We start from the raw sequence: 21,203 nt of genomic DNA, 5'->3' as shown, positions 1-21,203 counted from the left end.
TACTATCACCTATATGTAAAGCTTATCAAACGCAAAGCCTATTGGATATAACAAGAATCCTCCGCGGTATGCGAAGGATTCTCCAATCAATAAGTAATTAATGCTCGGATATCGTGGTTTTTTAATTTCTCGCGTCCATTCAAGTACGTAAGCTCAATCAAGAATGCACAGCCAACTACTACACCGCCAAGTTTTTCAACTAACTCGACAGTAGCGCCAACGGTTCCACCTGTTGCAAGCAAATCATCAACGATTAATACACGCTGTCCTGGTTTTATTGCATCTTTGTGAATCGTTAGTTCATCTTGTCCGTATTCTAGATCATAGAATACCGAAATCGTTTCACGAGGCAATTTCCCTGGTTTACGAATTGGTGCAAAACCAACTTCTAATGCATAAGCCACAGGGCAGCCAATGATGAATCCACGTGCTTCCGGACCGACAATAATATCCACGTCTAAATCCTTCGCGTAGTCAACAATTTGGTCAGTTGCGTATTTATACGCTTCACCGTTATCCATGATTGTTGTAATATCTTTAAAACTAACGCCTGGTTTTGGATAGTCATCCACGATTGTTACAAATTTCTTTAAATCCACAATTTTTCCTCCTCAACAGCATCTATCTTTCGTAAAGAATCGAAAACTTTCTTTAAGTCCTGGTACGGCGCATAAAGAAGCAACTCTTCCAACTTGATTTGCTGTTGGCGTTTTTTATAGGATGGTGCTTCTGCCAAATCCCGCTTCCCGGCAGATGCAAGCATCGTAATCTCACCATTCTCTAGTGTAACAAATTCTAGCTCATAAAACACTTTTGTCATGAATTTAATCATGTTTTTTTTCCAACCTTTATGTTTCGAAAGTGCGTCTAGTTGATTTTGCATATCAAAACTTCCTCGTTGCTTCAAAAAGCTGTAATACCACCCAAATTGCTGGCGATCTGGCATCTTTTTGAAGTACATCGAATCATGTACATACAAATGTAAATAAATCCGGTTCGGCTGTGTCGCTTCGACCGTTTTCTGCAGCTGTTCGTTATCTTGTGGCATATCAAGCAAGACAATTGAACCCGATGGAGCCAATTCATCTCTTCCTACTAGCAAAATTGTTACATCACGCAAAAAAGGAGCGAAATGTTGAATCGCTTGCTCCGTAAACGCAATGAACATCGCATTTTCGGGAATCATTGGCAACCATCTCGCCGGGTCGCGTACCCCACGGTAATCGAATAATTGCCATTCATCACACTTGACGTCTCCAACGAGCAATTGCGCTTTCTTACGGCCATTCCATTCATTTATCTGCAAATCACCTGTCAAACTCAATTTACTTTGCGGCGCCATTTCATCCGCTAAGGCACCAGCACCGAAGTAAATCGCATCTAGACGCTCTTCATTGTCTCCCATTTCAAGTTTCAAATGATCTTTTGACGCACCGATTTTTCGAGTAGATATCGTCTCAAGATTTTCAAGTAAAAAGACGGGCTTCGGGAATCCCACACCAAAAGGACGAATGAGTTCCAAAGCTTCAATTGAGGCAATTTCGATTTCATCGAGCGCCAACGGTACATCGATTGACAGTTTCGGTTGTAAAAGTTCATCTGTCAGTACTTGTTTTGCTTGCTCATTCAAATTCTCACGCAGTAATTCAACATCTTCAATTTTCAACGACATACCCGCTGCCATCTCATGGCCACCGAAATGCGGTAGGATCTCTTTATTTTTCGTCAGTTCTTTAAATAAATCAAAACCTTCGATACTACGCGCGGAGCCTTTTGCAATGCCTGTTTCATGATCGACTGACAATATAATCGACGGTCGATAGTACTTCTCCGTCAAGCGAGAGGCCACAATCCCAACAACACCTGGATTCCAGTCTTCCCCTTCGATCACAAAAACATGCGGAATTTTTTCGCCATAACGCACAGCTACTTGCTGTTCCGCTTCTTTGGCGATTTCTTTAACTAATTGCTGTCGTTCTTTATTGATTTCATTCAACTCTTCGGCAATTCCCATTGCTTGCTGTTCGTCCTCAGATTTCAATAAATGTACCGCTGGATCCGCATCACCGAGACGACCCGGTGCATTTAGGCGTGGTCCAATCGTAAAGCCAATCGTCTCTTCTGTTAACCCATTTTGCTCATGACCACTTACTTGCATCAACGCTTTAATCGCTGGAAGTTTAGAGCGACGCAATCTACGAATTCCTTCTTTCACCGCGTACCGATTTTCATCTTCTAGTGGCACTAAGTCGGCCACTGTTCCAATTGCCACAAATTCCAATAAGTCAAGCGGCGGCTCCCCTAGTAAGGCAGATGCCAGTTTAAATGCCACACCGACACCCGCAAGTTCTCCAAACGGATACTCGCCTTCCGGATGACGCGGATGAATCACCGCATCTGCTGCGGGAAGTTCTTCACCTATTTCATGGTGATCGGTCACGATGACAGTCATGCCGAGCGATTTCGCAAACGCTACTTCCTCAATACCAGAAATCCCATTATCGACTGTGATTAGTATTTCTGTTCCTTCTGCATGCAGTTGTGCAAAATAGTCTTTATTCGGCCCATAGCCGTGTTCAAATCGGTTTGGAATAGCGAAGTTGACGTTTGCATGTAGTCGCTCAAGTGCAGTCGTTAGGACTGTTACACTCGTCACGCCATCACAATCATAATCACCATAGACGGTAATTTGTTTTTGTTCAGTAATTGCTTGTGTAATTAATTCAACTGTTTCTTTCATGCCATATAATAAAAAAGGATCATGCAAATTGGATTCGTCCATCTCTAAATACGCTGTCGCTTGTTCACTCGTTGTGACCCCTCGAGCGACTAAGATTTTCGCAATCATTGTTGAAAGCTTTAAATCTTTTGCGAGTTGAGACACGAGCTGTTCGTCCGGACGTTCAATTTGCCATCTTTTTTTGGATTGTATCAATACTCTCACTTCCTCTTCTAGTATTATATCCAATCTGGTGTGAGACGGAAAGGAAACGACATGAAAAAGAATGGGAATCTGTCCGGGGGCGCTCATTGAACACACCCACGCGATCATAGAAACACCACTAACGCTCATTGAAAACACCCACGCGATCATAGAAACACCACTAGCGCTCATTGAACTCACCCGCGCGATCATAGAAACACCACTAGCGCTCATTGAACTCACCCGCGCGATCATAGAAACACCACTAGCGCTCATTGAACACAACCGCGCGATCATAGAAACACCACTAGCGCTCATTGAACACACCCGCTCGATCATAGAAACACCACTAACGCTCATTGAACACACCCACGCGATCATAGAACACCACTAACGCTCATTGAACACACCCACGCGATCATAGAAACACCACTAACGCTCATTGAACACACCCACGCGATCATAGACAAATAAAAAACAAGCACAATGAGCAAATTCTTCGCTCACCATGCTTGCGCTCTCTCAATATAACCGCTCAGGCGAAATGATTTCCGCATCCACTACAGGAATACGACCTTGTAATTCATCAATCCGTTCTTCCTTTTCCTGTATCTGACTTGTTAACGCTGTAAGTTCTAGCTCTTTCGTATGCAACTGTTTCTCCAAATCTTTCACACGTCGATTACCTCGATACGATTTATAAATAGCAAATAGTCCACTGACCAACGCGCCAAGCAATGCAGAGCCAAGAATAATCAATACGAGTGGAATCATTTCTGTAGTGAACAAGAAATTAACCAGTACTGAATCCACATTGAGAACCGCAAATACCGCAATTAGAACAGCAAATACCAAACCGAGTAACACCGTCCACTGGAACTTCATAGCGCCCATTCCTCCAATCAAAAAAGCAGGATATACCGTAGTATACCCTGCTTTTCCTATGGTTCAAACGTCTTAAACGACTGGTTCGTCTGAGCCCCATTGCTTTTTCTCTTTTTCTACTTTTAAGCCGCCGCTCTTTGTGATTTGCTTTTTCTTCATATCAAACCAAAGCTGTGCGGAAATCAAGATGGATGAATACGTACCAGCAAGTAAACCGATCAACAACGCGATAGAGAATGGTTTGATTGATTCTGCACCAAGCATCATCAACGCAACAACTACAAAGATGACAGTCAAGACGGTGTTAACCGAACGACCGAGTGTTTGACGCAATGATTTATTAACAATCAAAGCCAATTCATCTGCATTATCAATATGCTTCGAGCGGTTCAAGTTTTCACGAATCCGGTCGAAAGTAACAATCGTATCGTTAATCGAATAACCAATGATGGTCAAGACCGCCGCGATAAACGTAATGTCTACTTCGAGACGTAGAATACTGAAGACCGCGATCATGAAGAACGCATCGTGTAGTAAACCGATAATGGCCGCTAAACCCATACGCCATTCAAAGCGAAGCGCTACGTAGATAATAATTCCGAGTGCCGCAATCGCTAGTGCATAAATCGCATTACGTACGAGCTCCTTACCGACTGTACTCGAAACTGTCGAAACGTTAGGCTCTGCACCGTAAACGGCTTGTAATTCTCTCTTAATACTGTTGACTTCTTCTTGTGTGAAGTCTTCTTTATAACGCGCAACTGCTATATTCTTCGTATCACCTGAAATAACAACATCAGATGTCGGATGACCGATATCTTCGAGTTGCTTCGTTACAGCTGTTTCATCTAACGTCTGCTCAGCAAGCACCTCGACCCGTGTACCACCGGAGAAATCAATTCCGAGATTAAGTTTAAAGACACCTAGCATGATTGCACCAACAATCAATAGCACAATAGATATCGTATAGAAACGTTTTCTCACACTTACGAAATCCAAACGATCGAATTTCGTCGTTAAATCCAGTGTTTCATAACCTTCATCTGCTGAGTGTACGGCTTTCTTAGAAAGTCCGAACCAGCCGACTTTTCCGTCAAGGCTACCACTGTGAACGAGTAGTCCAAGCAATAGACGAGAGCCCCAAACCGCTGTTAAGAAACTGACTAGAATACTAATAATTAGCATTGTCGCGAAACCTTTAACAGAGCTTGTCCCGAAGATGAACAATACAACGGCAGCTAAAAGCGTCGTAACGTTCGCATCAAGAATGGCTGTGAACGAGGATTTTGCCCCTGCTGCGAACGAAGATTTAACGGACTTTCCAACACGCAATTCTTCTTTAATTCGCTCATAGGTGATGATGTTGGCGTCTACCGCCATACCCACCCCTAGCATCAATGCCGCGATACCCGGTAGTGTCAATACACCGTTGATTTTCGTAAACACTAGTAAAATTAAGTAGATATAAACAGAAAGTGTAACGACTGCAATAACTCCTGGCAAACGATAATAAAGTGCCATAAAAATAAAGATTAAGCTGACACCAATGATTCCTGCGAACACCGTCTTGTCTAGCGCTTGTTCACCGAATTGTGCTCCAACAGATGTAGAGTAAATTTCCTCCAAGTCTACTGGTAACGCACCTGCGTTCAATATACCTGCAAGATCTTTCGTCTCTTCAACGGAGAAGTTTCCTGAGATTTCGACGTTCGATGAATTAATCGTTTTTGAAACATAAGGAGCTGAGATAAATGCAGGTTCTGGTTTCATTGCTTCTTCTTTAAAGGAGTTCTCGCCTTCTTTAAAGTCTAACCAGATAACCAACATATTGTCTGGCTTCTTTTGTACAATTTGAGATGTGACATCACCGAATTTATTCGGATCTTTCATTTCCAATGTGACAACTGGGTTGTTGTTTTCATCGAAATTGGCTTTCGCTTTGCCTTCCTTCAAATCTTTTCCGTCAAGCATCAAGTTGTCGTCCGCATCACGGAAGGATAGATTCGCTTGAGTGGATAATAATTCACGGGCAGATTCCTGATCCTCGACTCCAGCTAGCTGTACACGGATCCGGTTGTTCGATTCGATCTGGATGCTTGGTTCACTAACACCGAGCACGTCGATTCGATTTGTCAACGCGCGGGCCGTATCGGCTACTGTAGACTCCGTAATCTTCTGACCGTCTTTTAACGGTTTCACCTGGTATAGGACCTCGAAACCGCCTTGCAAATCAAGACCGAGCTTGACGTCTTTTAATATCGGATTAGTCGTAGGAATAATCGTTGATGCTAGAATAATGATCAGTAGCAAAAACGCGACAATCCTTCCTCTGTTTTTCATATTTCCTTTTCCCCCTCATATACTAGAGCGGCACAGCACTTGCTATGTACTTCGTTCTCTCATTGTACAACATACCAATTATGAAACAGTCAGTTGTCTGTGTCAAATACTTCACGACATTATTGGCTAATCAATGCGCTTTTTTGGCGAAAATAGCAGGGCGAGTTCTTCGTCACTTAATTCTGGATACTCTTTGCTGTTGCGCTGAGCTTCCGTCTGCGTATGTGTCATGAATTGAGCGGGTGTCAATGCGAAGACATCGGCAATCATTTCATAAGCATGCATAGTCGAAACATCTTTTTTTCGCCACTTTTTCATGACAAAATATTCCCACAACGCCTCTTCCGTAATATCCGCATAGCCATAAAAATAAAATTCATTCTTTTTACTTTCAAGTGCAGGAAAAACCTGGGCATATAATTCTTTTACTGGTTCATTCAACGTAGCTTCCCCCTATCGCGGAATAAACTCAATTATAACACATACACTTAACTATATTTGGGATTTCCATACCTTTATACACATAGCTATGGGGATTGAGAAGGAGTGGTTTACGTTGTCATCCTTTATCCGCGGTACAATGTTTTTAATGGCGGCTGTATTTTTATCAAAACTACTCGGGTTTGTCTATCGAATTCAATTCATGCGAGTCGCGGGAGAAGAAACGGTTGGAATTTATATGACTGCGTATCCAGCGTTTGTATTTTTCCTTTCGCTTGTACAATTAGGGGTTCCGATAGCACTCGCCAAAGTCATTGCTGAATTAAAAGCGAAAGGCGGCACGGTGCAATTACGGCAAGTGATGCGAACCGCCACATTCATCACTATATTGTCAGGTGCCGTATTCATTCCTGCGAGTATTTTATTCATTCCTTTCTTGGCGGGCAATTTGCTAGGTAATGCAGCTACCTCCAATGCGCTCTATGTAGCGATTGCAATTGTTCCGGTGGCAGCGATTGGGGGATTGGTTAGAGGATATTTCCAGGGGATTGCGCGCATAGAGGAAACAGCATGGGCGCAAGTGATTGAGCAAATTTTCCGTATCATACTCATTACGTGGATGCTGCCGTATATTCTCGCACCAGAAGATCCGATGATCAACGCAGCGTATGCAATGGCTGTGACATTTTTGGCGGAAGTCGTTTCAGTGCTGTATTTGCTACATAAATATAGACAACATCAAAAGACACTGCCAAAGAAACGTGAAAAAGAACCCCGTTATCCAATGGAGCCCATCCTTGAAGTCGCTCTTCCTTCATCGGGTAGTCGGTTGTTCGGAACTTTCACTTGGTTTCTAGAGCCAATCATCTTTTTACGTGCATTGAGTATGGCGGGCGTCGGTACTGTAGCAGCGACTTCGTTATACGGTGTCATTTCTGGAGTACTTATTCCGTTACTGTTGTTTCCGGCCTTTATTCCGTATGCATTGTCTGTCGTACTCGTTCCTGCTGTTAGTGGAGCAGCCGCTTCGAGCAACGTCAAAAAATTGCAGGAACGAATTCATCTAGCACTGCGTTTATCCGCTTTGACAGGTGCATTTGCAGCGACTGTATTTTATATTCACGGTCAAGAATTGGCGGAAAAATTATTCCATGTAGTAGACGGTGCCAGTTATATGACATTATTAGCTCCGGTCTTTTTCTTTTATTATATTCAAAGTCCACTGTATTCGATTCTGCAGGCGACAGGCGATGCGAAAGCTGGCATGATGAACTCGGTATATGGCGGGATTGCGAAACTTGCGGTCATGTTCATTCTAGCGTCACAACCGGGTTTGCAAGAAACGGGTGCAGTTCTCGCTATCGGTTTTGGTGTGCTTGTGACTTCATTTTTGCATATCGCTACGTTGCGACAAAACAAATCAACAGCGACAGGTTTCTCAATGTTCGCGATGACCTATGCCGCATTCTTATTAACCGTCGTCATGCGTCCGATCTTCATCCCCGTCGGATCGTATCATCTATTTACAGAATGCGTGATCACGTCCGCTATGTTACTGGCGCTATTATTGTTAACGAGGCAAATTAAAAAGCAAGATTGGATTATGTTACGGAACTTAGTGAAACGCTACTGACTTTCCTTCAACTGTACTTTAACCTCACCTTGCTCATAAGAACAATAGAAAATTGTAGAAATATCCGTCAGTTGTTTGGCTTTCAATTCATCCATCAACCATTTTTCTGTCTTGCCAACCAATTGAAGATGTTCAAGCTGGATCTCCCCGTCGAGAATCAGCCCAACAATCGGTGAACCACTATCTTTTGTAAATACAGATAAATTTCCGGAAGACTCCAAATAAGCAAATGTAACGTCGTGAATCGATGCGACTTGATTTTCGCGCAGTTGTTGGAATAAATCATCTAAATTATAGCGCTGCTTCCTCATTTCATGCTCTTGTATTTGCCCATGTTTAATAATCAGTGTCGGATCGCCATCTACTAAATCTCGAAACTTCTTACTTTTTAATGAAATCATCGATGAAATGTATTGGATCACAAGTAATAGGAGAATTGGCAAAATGCCTTCAATAATCGGTTTGTCGGGGGATTCTACAATCATTGCGGCTACTTCTGCCATGATGATGAACACTACAATATCAATAACACCCAGTTCACCGACTTCCCGTTTACCCATAATTCGTAAAATCACTAATAGAAAAACGTAAAGAAAAACCGTTCGGAAACTAATAATCAAAAGCTCATGCATTACGCATCTGCCTCCTTACAACTTTAGTGTTGCTTGAGGAGGGAATTCTATACGCGGAAATACAAAAAAGCGGCAATCTATGGACATTCCATTAGATAACCGCTTTTTATCATGCTGCTATTACTCTACCAACTGCTTGCTTGTCAAAACGCAAAACTGTTTTGTCAGATACGCGCAAGAAAATTGACGTTTCGTCTACTGCGTCTACTGTTCCATGAAGCCCACCGATTGTTACAACTTCATCTCCACGCTTCAATGAGTTTTGCATCTCTTTCGCTGCTTTTTGTCTCTTCTGAGCAGGACGAATGAGTAAAAACCACATAATCGCAACCATGATTACTAAAGTGAAAATACCACCATATTGTTCCATCATTTTATATCTTCCCCCTTCCTGAATCTTCAATATTTATTATACTTGATTTAAAAGTTTTTTGCATTCGGTTTATTAAAGCCGTACCGCTCAAAAAATTCTTCACGGAAGTCACCTAGACGATCTTCACGTATAGCCTGTCGTATTTGCTCCATTAAATTCAGCAAAAAATGCAGGTTATGATAAGACGTTAAACGAATACCAAATGTTTCTCCCGCGCGAATTAAGTGACGAATATACGCACGACTATAGTTTTTACATGCATAACAATAACAATTCGGATCAAGAGGACCAAAATCGCGTTCATATTTCGCATTTTTCACAACTAACCGGCCTTCACTCGTCATCAATGTACCGTTTCTCGCAATACGCGTCGGCAATACACAGTCGAACATATCAATTCCACGAATCGCACCGTCAATCAACGAGTCCGGAGAACCAACACCCATCAAATAACGAGGCTTGTTTTCAGGCAATAAAGGCGTCGTGAATTCCAACGCACGATTCATAATATCTTTCGGCTCACCAACAGATAATCCACCGATTGCGTAGCCTGGGAAATCGAGTGACACTAAATCTTTCGCACTTTGCTGGCGAAGATCTTTATATTCCCCCCCTTGCACAATCCCGAATAATCCTTGTTCATTCGGACGTTGATGCGCTTCTAAACAACGTTCAGCCCATCTTGACGTCCGCTCAACACTGGCCTTCATATATTCATGCGTTGCTGGGAATGGCGGACACTCATCAAACGCCATCATAATATCCGGGCCAAGCGCGTTTTGAATTTCCATCGCTTTTTCAGGGCTCAAAAATAATTTATCTCCATTAATATGATTGCGGAAATGAACGCCTTCTTCTTTAATATCCCGGAACTTACTTAATGAAAACACTTGGAAACCACCAGAATCCGTTAAAATCGGACGGTCCCAGTTCATGAACTTATGCAGCCCGCCTGCTTCTTTAATGATCTCATGTCCTGGACGAAGCCATAGGTGGTATGTATTGCTTAAAATAATACCCGCACCCATTGCTTTCAATTCCTCCGGTGCCATCGTCTTAACGGTCGCTTGTGTACCGACGGGCATAAATGCGGGCGTTTCAAATGAACCATGGGGCGTATGGACAATTCCTAGACGCGCTCCTGTTTGTTTACATGTTTTTATATGTTCGTACGTAATAGCTGCCAATTAATCTCGTTCCTTTCTTGTAGCGGGACGAATAAACATCGCGTCCCCAAAACTGAAAAAGCGATACTGCTCTTTCACGGCTTCTTCATAAGCGGATAATACCGAGTCACGTCCTGCAAATGCCGACAACAACATCAATAACGTTGATTTCGGTAAATGGAAATTCGTTACTAAGCCGTCAATCGCTTTAAATTCGTAACCTGGGAAGATGAAAATCGAAGTCCAGCCACTCGCAGCGACTACTACACCATCATTTTCCGAAGCAATCGTTTCAAGTGTACGCGTTGATGTCGTACCGACCGCAACAACTCGGCCCCCACTCGCTTTCGTCTCGCGCACAAGTGCTGCTGTTTCTTCCGTCACCACGTAATACTCCGCATGCATCGTATGATCAGCAATAGATTCCACACTAACCGGACGGAATGTACCGAGTCCAACATGTAACGTGATAAAAGCAACTTTCACACCTTTGTCACGCAATGTATCCAAAATTTCATCAGTAAAATGAAGACCCGCTGTGGGTGCAGCTGCTGAACCACGTTCTTTTGCGAATACTGTCTGATAACGTGACTGATCTTCTAGTGACTCCGTAATATAAGGTGGCAATGGCATTTGTCCAAGGTGATCGAGCAACTCATAAAAAATCCCATCATAGATAAACGTAAATTCGCGTCCACCTTGTTCACCGATTGCCGTACACTTCGCCTGCAAACGTCCGTCACCAAATGTTACGACCGTGCCTACTTTCACACGTTTCGCCGGTTTCACAAGCGTCTCCCAACGATCTTCGCCAATTTCTTTTAGTAATAATACTTCAATCGTCGCACCCGTATCTTCTTTCGTCCCGATTAAACGAGCTGGAAGGACCTTTGTATCATTTAACACGAGCAAATCGCCCGCTTCTAATTCTTCCACTAACTCACGGAAATGCTTATGTGCTACCTCTCCATTGTCTCGATCCATTACGAGTAACCGGCTCGCCGTACGATCTAGAAGTGGTGTCTGAGCAATTAAATGTTCCGGTAAATCAAAATCAAAATCTTGTACATCCATCATGCTAACTCCTATCTGTCATTGCGGGAGTGGATAGCCGAAATGTGCATACGCCTTTTCCGTCGCCATCCGCCCACGCGCTGTGCGTTGAATAAATCCCATTTGTAATAAATACGGTTCATAAACATCTTCAATTGTCACCGACTCTTCGCCAATACTCGCAGCGAGTGTATCGATACCGACCGGCCCGCCTCGAAAACGTCCAATCATGCTGTGCAGTAATTGATGGTCGATTTGATCGAGACCATGACTGTCTACTTGCAACATATCGAGCGCTTCTTGTGCAATCGTTTGTGTAATCGTCCCGTTACCACGCACTTGTGCATAATCCCGCACACGACGCAACAAACGATTGGCAATCCGCGGAGTGCCCCGTGAACGCATCGCCAATTCGACGGCTGCTTGCGGATCAATCTGTACATCAAATAGTCCAGCGCTTCGAATGACGATTTCCGTCAGCGGCTCTACTTCATAATATTCAAGACGTAATGGCACACCGAATCGATCACGTAACGGTGCAGACAATGCTCCTGCACGCGTCGTCGCGCCAATTAACGTAAACGGGGGCAAATCGAGTCGTACAGATCGCGCAGTCGGACCTTTACCAACCATAATATCCAAGCAAAAATCCTCCATTGCCGGATAAAGTACTTCCTCAATCGCGCGGTTCAACCGATGAATTTCATCGATGAACAACACGTCCCCTGGCTCCAATGAAGACACAACGGCAGCCAAGTCACCCGGACGTTCAATCGCTGGACCGCTCGTCATGCGCACATTCACGCCCATTTCATTACCGATGACTGTTGCCAACGTTGTTTTACCAAGCCCTGGTGGACCATACAGCAACACATGATCCAAGCTTTCTTGCCGACCTTTTGCCGCTTCGATGAAGATCGATAAATTATCTTTCGCCTGCTGCTGACCGATGTATTGCTGCAGTAATTGTGGACGTAACGATTGTTCAAAGCTATCGTCAAACTCGGTCACTTCATTCGTCAATATGCGTTCTTCCATTGGAACCACCTCCATCGTGTTAGCCTTGTTTCAATAATAGTTTTAACGCCAGACGCATATAACCTTCTGTGTCGAGTTCTTCCTTTTCAAGCTGTGGGCGTACTTTCTTCAGTTCACGCTCCGAATAACCAAGTGCCGATAACGCAAGAATCGCTTCATCCAGATCATCACTTTCAGCAAGTGTTAATAGCGTATCTTCTGAATCCGGCAAGTCAATTTCCGTAAACAAATCATGCAACTTCCCTTTCAAATCTAGAATCATCTGACGAGCCGTTTTCTTACCGACTCCCGGGAATTGCACAAGGAACCCTTCATCTTCGCGTTCAATCGCGCTGACGACTTGAGATGGCAATCCATTTGCGAGTATAGCAAGCGCACCTTTTGGACCGATACCCGACACCGTAATTAGCTTACGGAACAGTTCGCGCTGTTCAAGCGTTTTAAAGCCAATTAGTAACTGTGTGTCTTCTCTGACGTGCAAATAAGTGAAAACTTGTTGCTGCTCATCTGTAATATGGAATGCAAACGGGTTCGGCGTCATCACTTGCCAGCCAATTCCTTGCTGCTCCAAGACAATATATTCCGGTGTCACACGTGTCACTAACCCTTTTATGTAATCGTACAATGCATTCTCCCCCTAAAGTATACCTGCTATTATAGCATACGAACGGGTTTTCTACTTGTCAGACCTCTAGTTTTTGTCGCAAAAAAATGGACACGTGAAAGTCGTGTCCATTTTTACCAGTTACGCTAAGTGTATAGCTTGTTGTTTGTTGTGGAACTCGACAAAGTTATTAACAACTGTATCCAGGAAAGCAATCGTCGGCTCATCCGTCAAATCGCCTTGCTCATTCAGCTTCGTATGGATCGCACCGATATAAACTTCGTTACCAGGCAATAAAATTGGAGCCAATGCTGGGTTCGATAGGATTTCACGTAGGTGAATCTGTGCTCTTACAGAACCGAAGACGCCCATTGAAGATCCAACGATAAAACCTGTCTTACCGTGCAGCGTGAAGTCACCGCCACGTGATAACCAGTCCACCGCATTTTTCATCGCACCTGGTATAGAGAAGTTGTATTCTGGCGTTGCGAACATAACTGCGTCTGAATCTTTAACGTCATCTTTGAACGCTCGCACTGCCGCGGACGGTTCGCTCTCGATATCTACTGAGAACATGTCTAAGTCGTTGATGCGTACAGGTGTGATGTCTAGCTGTTCTTTATAGCGCTTCGCCATAAATTCGACTAGTTTAAGGTTATATGATGTGGAACTTGTGCTACCTATGATTGCTTTTACTTTGATTGTCATGATGAATTGCTCCTTTTTTGTGTGTTTAAGCTTTATTATCATAGCGCTTGTGAATTTTATTCTCTAATCATTTGCTCAAACTTTGTAACTTTTTCAAGGGTTGATACGTCTACCTTAAACAGTGAATAGTGATCACATTATATTCGGGCTTAACCCAATTTGTTAGTACGTTACCCATTAAAAAGGAGGTTTATTCATGCGAGATGTATTGTATACAAGTGTAGCCGTAGCCTTTTTGTTAGTCGGCTGTAGTTCACCGGAGAAGACAGAGGATCCTGACGTGGATGCACCTGTAGAGGTACCGACAGAACACAAGGCAGAGACGCCCGTGACGACGCCAATTGATCGCAAGCCAACGAAAGAGATTATACACTCTGTTGAAGGTCAAGACGAAACGATTAAGACGGACTTGGTAAAGGGTCACGACTCGCTGTATTCGCTGTATATCGATAAAGAACGCTATATATTTGAAACAAGCGAAGATAAAGACGTGCTAAGACCTGTCGTTGACGGTCCTAAAGGGTATCCTGAGGTAAAGATGGAATTTCTTATGATCGATGATAAAAAAACCGAAGAAGTAAAAGAAGACTTGAAGAAGGACTCTATTTACGCAATGGAAGAGGAGTATGTCACGTCGCCTGTAGCTGCAATTTCACTTCATGGCAAAGAAGGGGTTACGCCAGAAAGTGAAGTGACAACTATGTATCTACTAGAAGCTGGCGCTGGAACATTACTCATTACAGAGACGTACTTCCTTGAAGCGCAAGAAGGTCATGGCGCACGTTTCCTTCAGATGCTTGAGACACTGGAACTGAATGAATAACGCAAAAAAATCCGACTGGAGTATTTCCACCAGTCGGATCTTTTTATTCACCTGCATTATGATACACGTTTTGCACGTCGTCATCGTCTTCAAGCGCATCAATCATTTTCTCAAACTGTTCTTCTTGCTCTGCAGTCAACTCTGCATAGACAGACGGAATCATATCAACTTCCGAAGAAATTAATTCATGCTCCTCTGCTTCAAGCGCTTCTTTCACGGATAAAAAATCAGCAGGTGTCGTTACAATCTCAAATCCTTCTTCCGTGGAGATGATATCTTCCGCTCCCGCTTCAAGTGCCGCCATCATCACAGCATCTTCATCCGTTGCGTCTGTTCGCTCAATAAACAAGCGTCCTTTGCGTTCGAATAAATAATTGACGGAGCCAGTTTCTCCTAAACTACCGCCATTTTTATTGAATGCTACGCGGATATTAGGACCTGTACGATTGCGGTTTTCCGTCAGACAATAAACGAGAACAGCGGTTCCGCCTGGTCCATAACCTTCATAGATTACTTCCTCATAGTTTTCATCCGCCCCAGCACCAGTTGCTTTATCAATCGCTCGTTGAATTACATCATTCGGGACATTCTCACTCTTTGACTTATCAATCGCTAGACGTAAAGCTGGATTTGTGTCCGGATCACCTCCGCCAGACTTCGCCGCCACATAAATTTCACGTGACATCTTCTGAAAGATCTTTCCTCGTTTTGCATCCTGTGCGCCTTTTCGGTTTTGGATATTCTTCCACTTTGAATGGCCCGCCATGGATCAAACCTCCTACTTCATCATTCGCTCTACATCATACCATAATCTTGGCCAATGCGAGAGAGCGGTTTCTGTAAACTGCAGGAGTTTGTTGACCATTCGCTGTTGTTGCGCAACAGGAAGCGATAACAGGTGCAACCATTCACGCAGGACTTCATTCGGATACAATAGTTTAGCTAATGATTGATTGGATAACGTTTGTAAATCAGGATGCTCTCCCATTAAAAATACGGAATTATAGGAAATTTGCGGCAGAACGCGATGCATCCACAACACACGCTCATCCTCGGCTGTCCCTAAACACGCCAAATCAAAATCAATAAAGCGAATTTGACCTAATGCGTCACGCAAAATATTATGATGCACTACATCGCCATGCAGTAGGGTTAACGAATTGACGGGTGGCGCTTGCTTCTTACAAATCTTCAACGCATCTTGACCATACACAAGCAACTCTTCAATCAAACGAAGAGGAAGGAACTGCTCGCACATCTCTTGCAGTTCCGAAAACTTCGCTAAACGGACGTCCCATTTCTCTAACATATGATAATAAGGAAGACAGGAAACAGCTGACCAATCAATGTGGGACTTCGTATCATGTAACGCTTGTAACGCTTTAAATGAATCTATTCGATCGATCCTACGCTTAAAATTGACAGCCCGCGCCCCTTCAAGCCACGGTTGCATCAGTAGCAACGGATCTTGTTTCTCTAAAACAGGTACGATATGCGGAAAATCATGGGCGCTAAGTACTTGATGAACTTGTCGAACTTTTACTGCTTGCGCAAGAGATGCGTATTTCTTTACAGAATATACCGCTCCGCCAGATTCCATTTTCCAGACGTTCTGTTTTATTTTCGTAAATCGCTGGTGTTCTGTCATATCCCATTATGGTTTTCTAGGCCAATCATCCTGACTCGGCATCGGATAATTTGGCATATTTTGTGGCCCCGGCGTCGGATTCATCGGGTGTGGCCATGGTTGCATCATAGGCGGTGTTGGCGGACACACAGGTAACCATTGAAACGGTTGCATCGGCGGCATGGGGTGCATTGGCCATTGTGGCTGTTGCTGACCCGGCCATTGTGGTGAACAAGGGTCTTGATAGTCTTGATTGGACGGACACCATGTTGCCGGTGTACACGCTTTCGGCGGAATCGATGGCTGAGCTGGCGGCACCATTGGCATCGGCATAGGTTCCGGCGCAGACTGTTCAGGCATCACGACAGGTGGCTTCGGCATCGGTGTTGGTCTTGTCGACATGTGCAGGGAGCTAGATTCTATTAACTGCCAACCATCCGGCATTGGCATGGGTGCCGGTCTATGGTGATGATGCGGTGATTCCTCATACCATTTCGAAGACTCTTTTGGTGGCAACGGCTTAATCGGCGCTTGCACCTGTGGAGGCATCGGCTGTTGTGGCATATGCGGATGACAGTCCGCGTCGAAAATTGGCATCCAACCGCAAATAGGGAACACGGCTTGCCACATCGGCACAGCTGGCATTTGTGGCATTTGTGGCATTTGTGGCATTTGCGGCATCTGTGGCATTTGCGGCATTTGCGGCATTTGCGGCATCTGTGGCATCTGTGGTTGTGGTGGTGTCTGCGGCAACGGTGGTACTTGTTGTGCAGGCGGCTGTGGTTTTGGTTGCGTTGGTTTTGGTTGCGTTGGTTTTGATGGCTTCGTCTGCGATTGTGGTGGTTTCACTGGTTTCTCCGCCGGCTTATGATGTGGTTTCTCTGCCGGCTTATGATGCGGTTTCTCTTGTGGCTTCGATTGCTCACCTTTATGAATTGGCTTTTTCTTATCCATCGGCAAAAAGATCTTCATCCCCGGTACAATGTAGTCTGGATTCGCGAGATGTGCGTTCACCCGCTTTAGTTCCTCGAATGGAATATTGTATTGTCTTGCAATCTTCCATAATGTATCACCTTTGACGACAATATGAACTTCCACTAACATTTCCCCCTTCCATCAATCCATCGTATGAACGGACGCCTAATTTGGTGACTTATAAGCATCCTCTCTTGTCATGTATATTCGTCAGAAAAACGTTTATTACAAAAAAAATCCACCCAACCAGCGTTAGCTAGTGGATGGATTACTTTCATAGACGTAGTAAGATCCGAATGAACGAGCTGTGCAACCAAGCGCTGCTAACTCCTCCATTGCACCTTTCATCATCGGGTGCTCTTCGGATTCCATAATGTCTATAATAAAGAAATATTGGCCAAGTCCTGTTTTTAGCGGTCTTGACTCAATTTTACTCAAGTTTAATCTGCGCCATGAAAAAACTGATAAAATTTGGTGCAACATACCCGGTCGATCATCTTCAGGCAATTTAACCATCAACGTCGTCTTCAATGAAGCTTCATGCTTCGTATGTTCAAGCTTTTCTTTTCGTAAAGACAAGACAACAAAACGTGTATGATTGAAATGGAAGTCATGAATATTTTCTTCTGCTATATGTAGGCCGTACGTTTCTGCCGCCAAACGGTTACCAATTGCTGCAACGCGCAATTCTGGCTGCTCAGAAATAGATTTAGCTGCTGCTGCCGTCGAAGTCGTCTGAATTAAAGGAACACGGCGATAGCGATACTGTAAAAACTTATGGCATTGTGCGAGCGCGTGCGGGTGAGATTGAATCGATTCTAATTCATCCATATGATCCATTTGCGCTTTATTTACTAGTAAGTGTTGTTCAATGGGTGTAGAAATTTCTGCCGTGATGAACAATTCACCACCATGGAATAAGTAATCAATTGTCAACGGTACAGAACCTTCAAGCGCATTCTCTAATGGAACGAGCGCATACGCAACATGTCCCGCCGTAACGGCTTCAATACAATCCGGAATCGTTGGACGCGGCGTCAGCCCTTCTGTACCAAATAGATTAACCGCTGCAATATGCGTAAACGAAGCTTCAGGTCCCAAATACGCAACGGACGGTGTATATTTCTTGTCTGTCATTTTACGTTCATCTCCTAAGCTGTTCAAGCGATTAAATTAAAACACACCTGAACTAATTAAATCAACGGAATCAATAAATCGAGGCGCTTTTAATCGCTGTAAAAAGGCTTCTACTTTTATTTCCATCTCCGTCACATCAAGTGACAATGTAATATTGGCACGACCTTGTACAGGTATTGTCTGATGGATCGTCAAAACATTGCACTTCGAGTCAGAGACGATTTCCAATAGTACAGCCAATGAGCCTTTTAAGTCTTCTAGTTGAATAAAGATTGTCAAAATGCGGTCCCGTGCGATTGACTCGAACGGGAACACGGCATCACGATATTTATAGAAGGCACTGCGTGAAAGACCGACCCGTTTAGTTGCATCTTGGATCGTTGTCACTTCACCTCTTGCTAACATTCTTTTCGCTTCCAGCATCTTCTGCATAGATTCTGTCAACACATCTTCTCGGACCAAATAAAACTGGCCTTCCCCAATTTGCTCCATTATGATCCCCCCACAACGAACAATTACAAGTCTTACTCCAAGAATTCGAACTCGTAATTCATGATCCGAACGATATCCCCGTTCTCTGCACCACGTTCACGCAATGCATCGTCGACACCCATTCCACGCATCTGACGAGCAAACTTTCGAACGGATTGATCGAAGTTGAAGTCCGTCATCTGGAACAAGCGCTCTAATGTATAACCTGATAACACATACGCACCATCGTCGTCGCGTGAAATAACAAAATCCGGCCCCGTCGCTTCATGTTTGTACAGTACTGAGTTTTCGTCTTCCTCAACATCTTCTAGCATCGGGAATTCTGGTGTTGTTTCTAATAAATCTAGTACCGAATACAATAATGGATCCAGTCCCGTTCTCGTCAATGCTGAAATTGGGAAAACTTGTACATCTTCTTCACCTAAAGCTTCCTTGAATGTAGCCAAATTCTCTTCCGCATCCGGCATGTCCATTTTATTCGCTACGACAACTTGTGGACGTTCTGTCAAACGCATATTGTACTGCTCAAGCTCTGCGTTAATCGTACGGTAATCGTCAATTGGCTCGCGACCTTCTAATCCAGACATATCAATAACGTGGACTATAACACGCGTCCGCTCAATATGACGTAAAAACTGATGACCTAGTCCAACGCCTTCATGTGCACCTTCAATTAATCCAGGCAAATCAGCCATTACGAATGTACGATGATCATCCGTTTCCACCAATCCTAAATTCGGAACAAGTGTAGTGAAATGATAATCGGCAATTTTCGGCTTTGCTGCAGAGACAACTGATAATAATGTCGATTTACCGACACTTGGAAACCCAACAAGACCAACGTCTGCTAGTACTTTTAATTCCAAAACGATATCACGACTAACGCCCGGCTCCCCTTTTTCAGAAAGTTCAGGTGCTGTGTTCTGAGGTGTAGCGAAACGGCTGTTTCCCCGTCCACCACGTCCACCACGAGCGATCACTGCTGTCTGGCCGTCTTCCACCAAATCCGCAATAATCGTTCCAGTTTCAGCATCCTTAACAATCGTACCTGGTGGAACTTTTACGACCATGTCCTTACCGCCACGTCCGTGCATATTCTTGTTACCGCCATGCTCTCCACGCGGCGCTTTAAAATGACGCTGGTAACGGAAGTCCATCAACGTACGCAAACCCTCGTCTACGATAAAGATAACGTCTGCTCCTTTACCACCATCTCCACCCGCCGGTCCTCCATAGGCAATATACTTTTCACGACGGAACGCAACCATACCGTCGCCACCGTCGCCACCTTTAACAAATACTTTTACGTGATCCACAAACATAATTTATAATCCTCCTAATTGTCCACCGATAGTAACCGTCCATTGATTCGATTCTTCGTGGACTTCGACCGTAAACTGAGATGAGTTTTCTGGGATGTCTAGTTGCTTTGTACGTAATTCTGAAAACGCCAATTGAATAGACCAAGACGTCTCGTTTGTCACCACTTCAATGGCTACCGCACAATTTGTATAGCGCTCGATTGTTGGAATAACGAGCTGTACTAGGTTTTCTAAATACACTGCAAGCACTTGGTCGAGATCGCTCGAATCAATTTTCGAAACGATGTCGCAATACAGTTCGACTGTCAACACAGAATAACGCCACTCAAGTGTCGTTAGCCATTCTTCTGTACGCGGCAAGCGAAGCTTTTGAAGCGATGCTTGTCGTTGCATATCTGCTGTTTTTTCTAAGATGCAGTTTTTAGCTTCTGTATATTTCCCTAAGTCAATATACATCAGTAATAATTGAAGATCATTCATATGATCGTGTCGACTAAATTTCACTACTTGCGACACGTTCAGTTCATTCATGCCCATTATTTTCACCGCCAGCTCAATTCGTACTTCTTAGTATAGCATTTTCATACAGAAATCACTAAAATTATCTTCACGTTTGCGAAGTTTCGTGTTTTGGGATCGTGGAAGTGGAGGTGACGCTCGCGGAACATGGCTACGCGCTCATAGAACCTGGCCGTGCGATCATAGAACCTGCTCCAACGCTCATAGAACTAGGCTACGCGATCATAGAACTTACCCCAACGCTCATAGAACTGAACACGCGATCATAGAACCTGCTCCAACGCTCATAGAACTAGGCTGCGCGCTCATAGAACCCACCCCACCAATCATAAAACTAACCATGATATCATAAAACCTTCTCCAACGCTCATACTATATACGGTTCAACGTCAAATGTTGGGGTGACCGATAATCCACGTCACCCTAAATGAACCCCAATTTCTTTATACTTAATAGTTAATAAGATCTTCGCTCTAAAGTGATCGAAGCGTCGATAGCCATAGGCATTGCGT

General features: G+C 43.9%; 23 protein-coding genes. 4 read left to right on the top strand and 19 right to left on the bottom strand.

Going from position 1 to position 21,203, the window contains the following annotated elements; translation table 11 throughout:
- Positions 1-86 precede the first annotated feature (86 nt).
- Together CSV79_RS05555 and recJ are read right to left on the bottom strand one after the other, a co-directional pair.
- Positions 87-599, bottom strand: coding sequence for an adenine phosphoribosyltransferase (locus CSV79_RS05555; protein WP_099688049.1), 513 nt, complete (start codon positions 597-599; stop codon positions 87-89).
- Positions 590-2,935, bottom strand: coding sequence for a single-stranded-DNA-specific exonuclease RecJ (recJ, locus tag CSV79_RS05550; RefSeq protein WP_099688048.1), 2,346 nt, complete (start codon positions 2,933-2,935; stop codon positions 590-592). Before recJ ends, CSV79_RS05555 begins: the two co-directional genes overlap by 10 nt.
- Before the next feature lie 70 nt (positions 2,936-3,005).
- Here recJ and CSV79_RS05545 point away from each other — a divergent pair, with 70 nt between their 5' ends.
- Positions 3,006-3,317 carry a hypothetical protein gene (locus CSV79_RS05545; protein WP_099688047.1) on the top strand — a complete coding sequence of 104 codons (312 nt, stop codon included), beginning with the start codon at positions 3,006-3,008 and terminating at the stop codon, positions 3,315-3,317.
- Positions 3,318-3,445: 128 nt separating this feature from the next.
- Here CSV79_RS05545 and CSV79_RS05540 read toward each other — a convergent pair whose 3' ends face one another.
- The 3 genes from CSV79_RS05540 to CSV79_RS05530 all read right to left on the bottom strand — a co-directional run bounded on the left by CSV79_RS05540 (position 3,446) and on the right by CSV79_RS05530 (position 6,589).
- Positions 3,446-3,808: a LapA family protein gene (locus tag CSV79_RS05540; RefSeq protein ID WP_099688046.1), complete on the bottom strand. Its 363-nt coding sequence runs from the start codon at positions 3,806-3,808 to the stop codon at positions 3,446-3,448.
- A 72-nt stretch (positions 3,809-3,880) separates the two neighbouring features.
- Positions 3,881-6,148 (bottom strand): protein translocase subunit SecDF, encoded by a 2,268-nt coding sequence (gene secDF / locus CSV79_RS05535; RefSeq protein ID WP_099688045.1) that lies wholly within the window; start codon positions 6,146-6,148, stop codon positions 3,881-3,883.
- Positions 6,149-6,274: 126 nt separating this feature from the next.
- A complete protein-coding gene (locus tag CSV79_RS05530; protein ID WP_099688044.1) occupies positions 6,275-6,589 on the bottom strand; it encodes a post-transcriptional regulator in 315 nt (104 codons plus the stop codon).
- A gap of 115 nt (positions 6,590-6,704) precedes the next feature.
- On the opposite strand from CSV79_RS05530, the gene CSV79_RS05525 reads away from it, so the two are divergent.
- A complete protein-coding gene (locus tag CSV79_RS05525; RefSeq protein WP_099688043.1) occupies positions 6,705-8,222 on the top strand; it encodes a putative polysaccharide biosynthesis protein in 1,518 nt (505 codons plus the stop codon).
- On the opposite strand, the gene CSV79_RS05520 is transcribed toward CSV79_RS05525, so the two are convergent.
- From CSV79_RS05520 to CSV79_RS05490, 7 genes are all read right to left on the bottom strand, one after another.
- Positions 8,216-8,854: a DUF421 domain-containing protein gene (locus CSV79_RS05520; protein ID WP_099688042.1), complete on the bottom strand. Its 639-nt coding sequence runs from the start codon at positions 8,852-8,854 to the stop codon at positions 8,216-8,218. The genes CSV79_RS05525 and CSV79_RS05520 overlap by 7 nt on opposite strands.
- A 109-nt stretch (positions 8,855-8,963) precedes the next feature.
- Complete coding sequence (yajC, locus tag CSV79_RS05515; RefSeq protein WP_099688115.1) at positions 8,964-9,224, bottom strand: preprotein translocase subunit YajC; 261 nt, start codon at positions 9,222-9,224, stop codon at positions 8,964-8,966.
- Between the two features lie 50 nt (positions 9,225-9,274).
- Entirely contained in the window at positions 9,275-10,414 is a 1,140-nt protein-coding gene (gene tgt, locus CSV79_RS05510; RefSeq protein WP_099688041.1) for a tRNA guanosine(34) transglycosylase Tgt, read from the bottom strand.
- Positions 10,415-11,467: a tRNA preQ1(34) S-adenosylmethionine ribosyltransferase-isomerase QueA gene (gene queA / locus CSV79_RS05505; protein ID WP_099688040.1), complete on the bottom strand. Its 1,053-nt coding sequence runs from the start codon at positions 11,465-11,467 to the stop codon at positions 10,415-10,417.
- An 18-nt stretch (positions 11,468-11,485) separates the two neighbouring features.
- Positions 11,486-12,484, bottom strand: coding sequence for a Holliday junction branch migration DNA helicase RuvB (gene ruvB, locus CSV79_RS05500; RefSeq protein ID WP_099688039.1), 999 nt, complete (start codon positions 12,482-12,484; stop codon positions 11,486-11,488).
- Between the two features lie 19 nt (positions 12,485-12,503).
- Positions 12,504-13,109 (bottom strand): Holliday junction branch migration protein RuvA, encoded by a 606-nt coding sequence (ruvA, locus tag CSV79_RS05495; RefSeq protein WP_099688038.1) that lies wholly within the window; start codon positions 13,107-13,109, stop codon positions 12,504-12,506.
- A gap of 120 nt (positions 13,110-13,229) precedes the next feature.
- Positions 13,230-13,796 carry an NADPH-dependent FMN reductase gene (locus tag CSV79_RS05490; protein WP_099688037.1) on the bottom strand — a complete coding sequence of 189 codons (567 nt, stop codon included), beginning with the start codon at positions 13,794-13,796 and terminating at the stop codon, positions 13,230-13,232.
- 196 nt (positions 13,797-13,992) lie between these two features.
- On the opposite strand from CSV79_RS05490, the gene CSV79_RS05485 reads away from it, so the two are divergent.
- The gene (locus CSV79_RS05485; protein ID WP_099688036.1) at positions 13,993-14,619 is read left to right on the top strand and encodes a hypothetical protein; all 627 of its coding nucleotides are present in this window, start codon (positions 13,993-13,995) and stop codon (positions 14,617-14,619) included.
- Between the two features lie 43 nt (positions 14,620-14,662).
- On the opposite strand, the gene CSV79_RS05480 is transcribed toward CSV79_RS05485, so the two are convergent.
- The 7 genes from CSV79_RS05480 to CSV79_RS05450 all read right to left on the bottom strand — a co-directional run bounded on the left by CSV79_RS05480 (position 14,663) and on the right by CSV79_RS05450 (position 20,709).
- Complete coding sequence (locus CSV79_RS05480; protein WP_099688035.1) at positions 14,663-15,385, bottom strand: YebC/PmpR family DNA-binding transcriptional regulator; 723 nt, start codon at positions 15,383-15,385, stop codon at positions 14,663-14,665.
- 12 nt (positions 15,386-15,397) lie between these two features.
- Positions 15,398-16,267, bottom strand: a complete 870-nt coding sequence (locus CSV79_RS05475) for a phosphotransferase (RefSeq protein WP_099688034.1) — start codon at positions 16,265-16,267, stop codon at positions 15,398-15,400.
- Between the two features lie 6 nt (positions 16,268-16,273).
- The gene (locus CSV79_RS16965) at positions 16,274-17,344 is read right to left on the bottom strand and encodes a LysM peptidoglycan-binding domain-containing protein (protein ID WP_233201375.1); all 1,071 of its coding nucleotides are present in this window, start codon (positions 17,342-17,344) and stop codon (positions 16,274-16,276) included.
- 129 nt (positions 17,345-17,473) lie between these two features.
- On the bottom strand, positions 17,474-18,358 hold the full coding sequence (gene pheA / locus CSV79_RS05465) for a prephenate dehydratase (RefSeq protein WP_099688033.1): 885 nt from the start codon (positions 18,356-18,358) through the stop codon (positions 17,474-17,476).
- A gap of 36 nt (positions 18,359-18,394) precedes the next feature.
- A complete protein-coding gene (locus CSV79_RS05460) occupies positions 18,395-18,850 on the bottom strand; it encodes an ACT domain-containing protein (RefSeq protein ID WP_099688032.1) in 456 nt (151 codons plus the stop codon).
- A gap of 32 nt (positions 18,851-18,882) precedes the next feature.
- A complete protein-coding gene (gene obgE, locus CSV79_RS05455) occupies positions 18,883-20,172 on the bottom strand; it encodes a GTPase ObgE (RefSeq protein ID WP_099688031.1) in 1,290 nt (429 codons plus the stop codon).
- Between the two features lie 3 nt (positions 20,173-20,175).
- Positions 20,176-20,709, bottom strand: a complete 534-nt coding sequence (locus CSV79_RS05450) for a Spo0B domain-containing protein (RefSeq protein ID WP_099688030.1) — start codon at positions 20,707-20,709, stop codon at positions 20,176-20,178.
- A 107-nt stretch (positions 20,710-20,816) separates the two neighbouring features.
- Between CSV79_RS05450 and CSV79_RS16750 the strand changes: the two genes are divergently transcribed.
- A complete protein-coding gene (locus CSV79_RS16750; protein ID WP_158232474.1) occupies positions 20,817-20,960 on the top strand; it encodes a hypothetical protein in 144 nt (47 codons plus the stop codon).
- Positions 20,961-21,203: the final 243 nt, after the last annotated feature.

Source organism: Sporosarcina sp. P13 (assembly GCF_002743055.1).
Taxonomy (GTDB): domain Bacteria; phylum Bacillota; class Bacilli; order Bacillales_A; family Planococcaceae; genus Sporosarcina.
The sequence above is the reverse complement of the archived record's forward strand: the minus strand, read 5'-3'. Positions and strand labels throughout refer to the sequence as shown.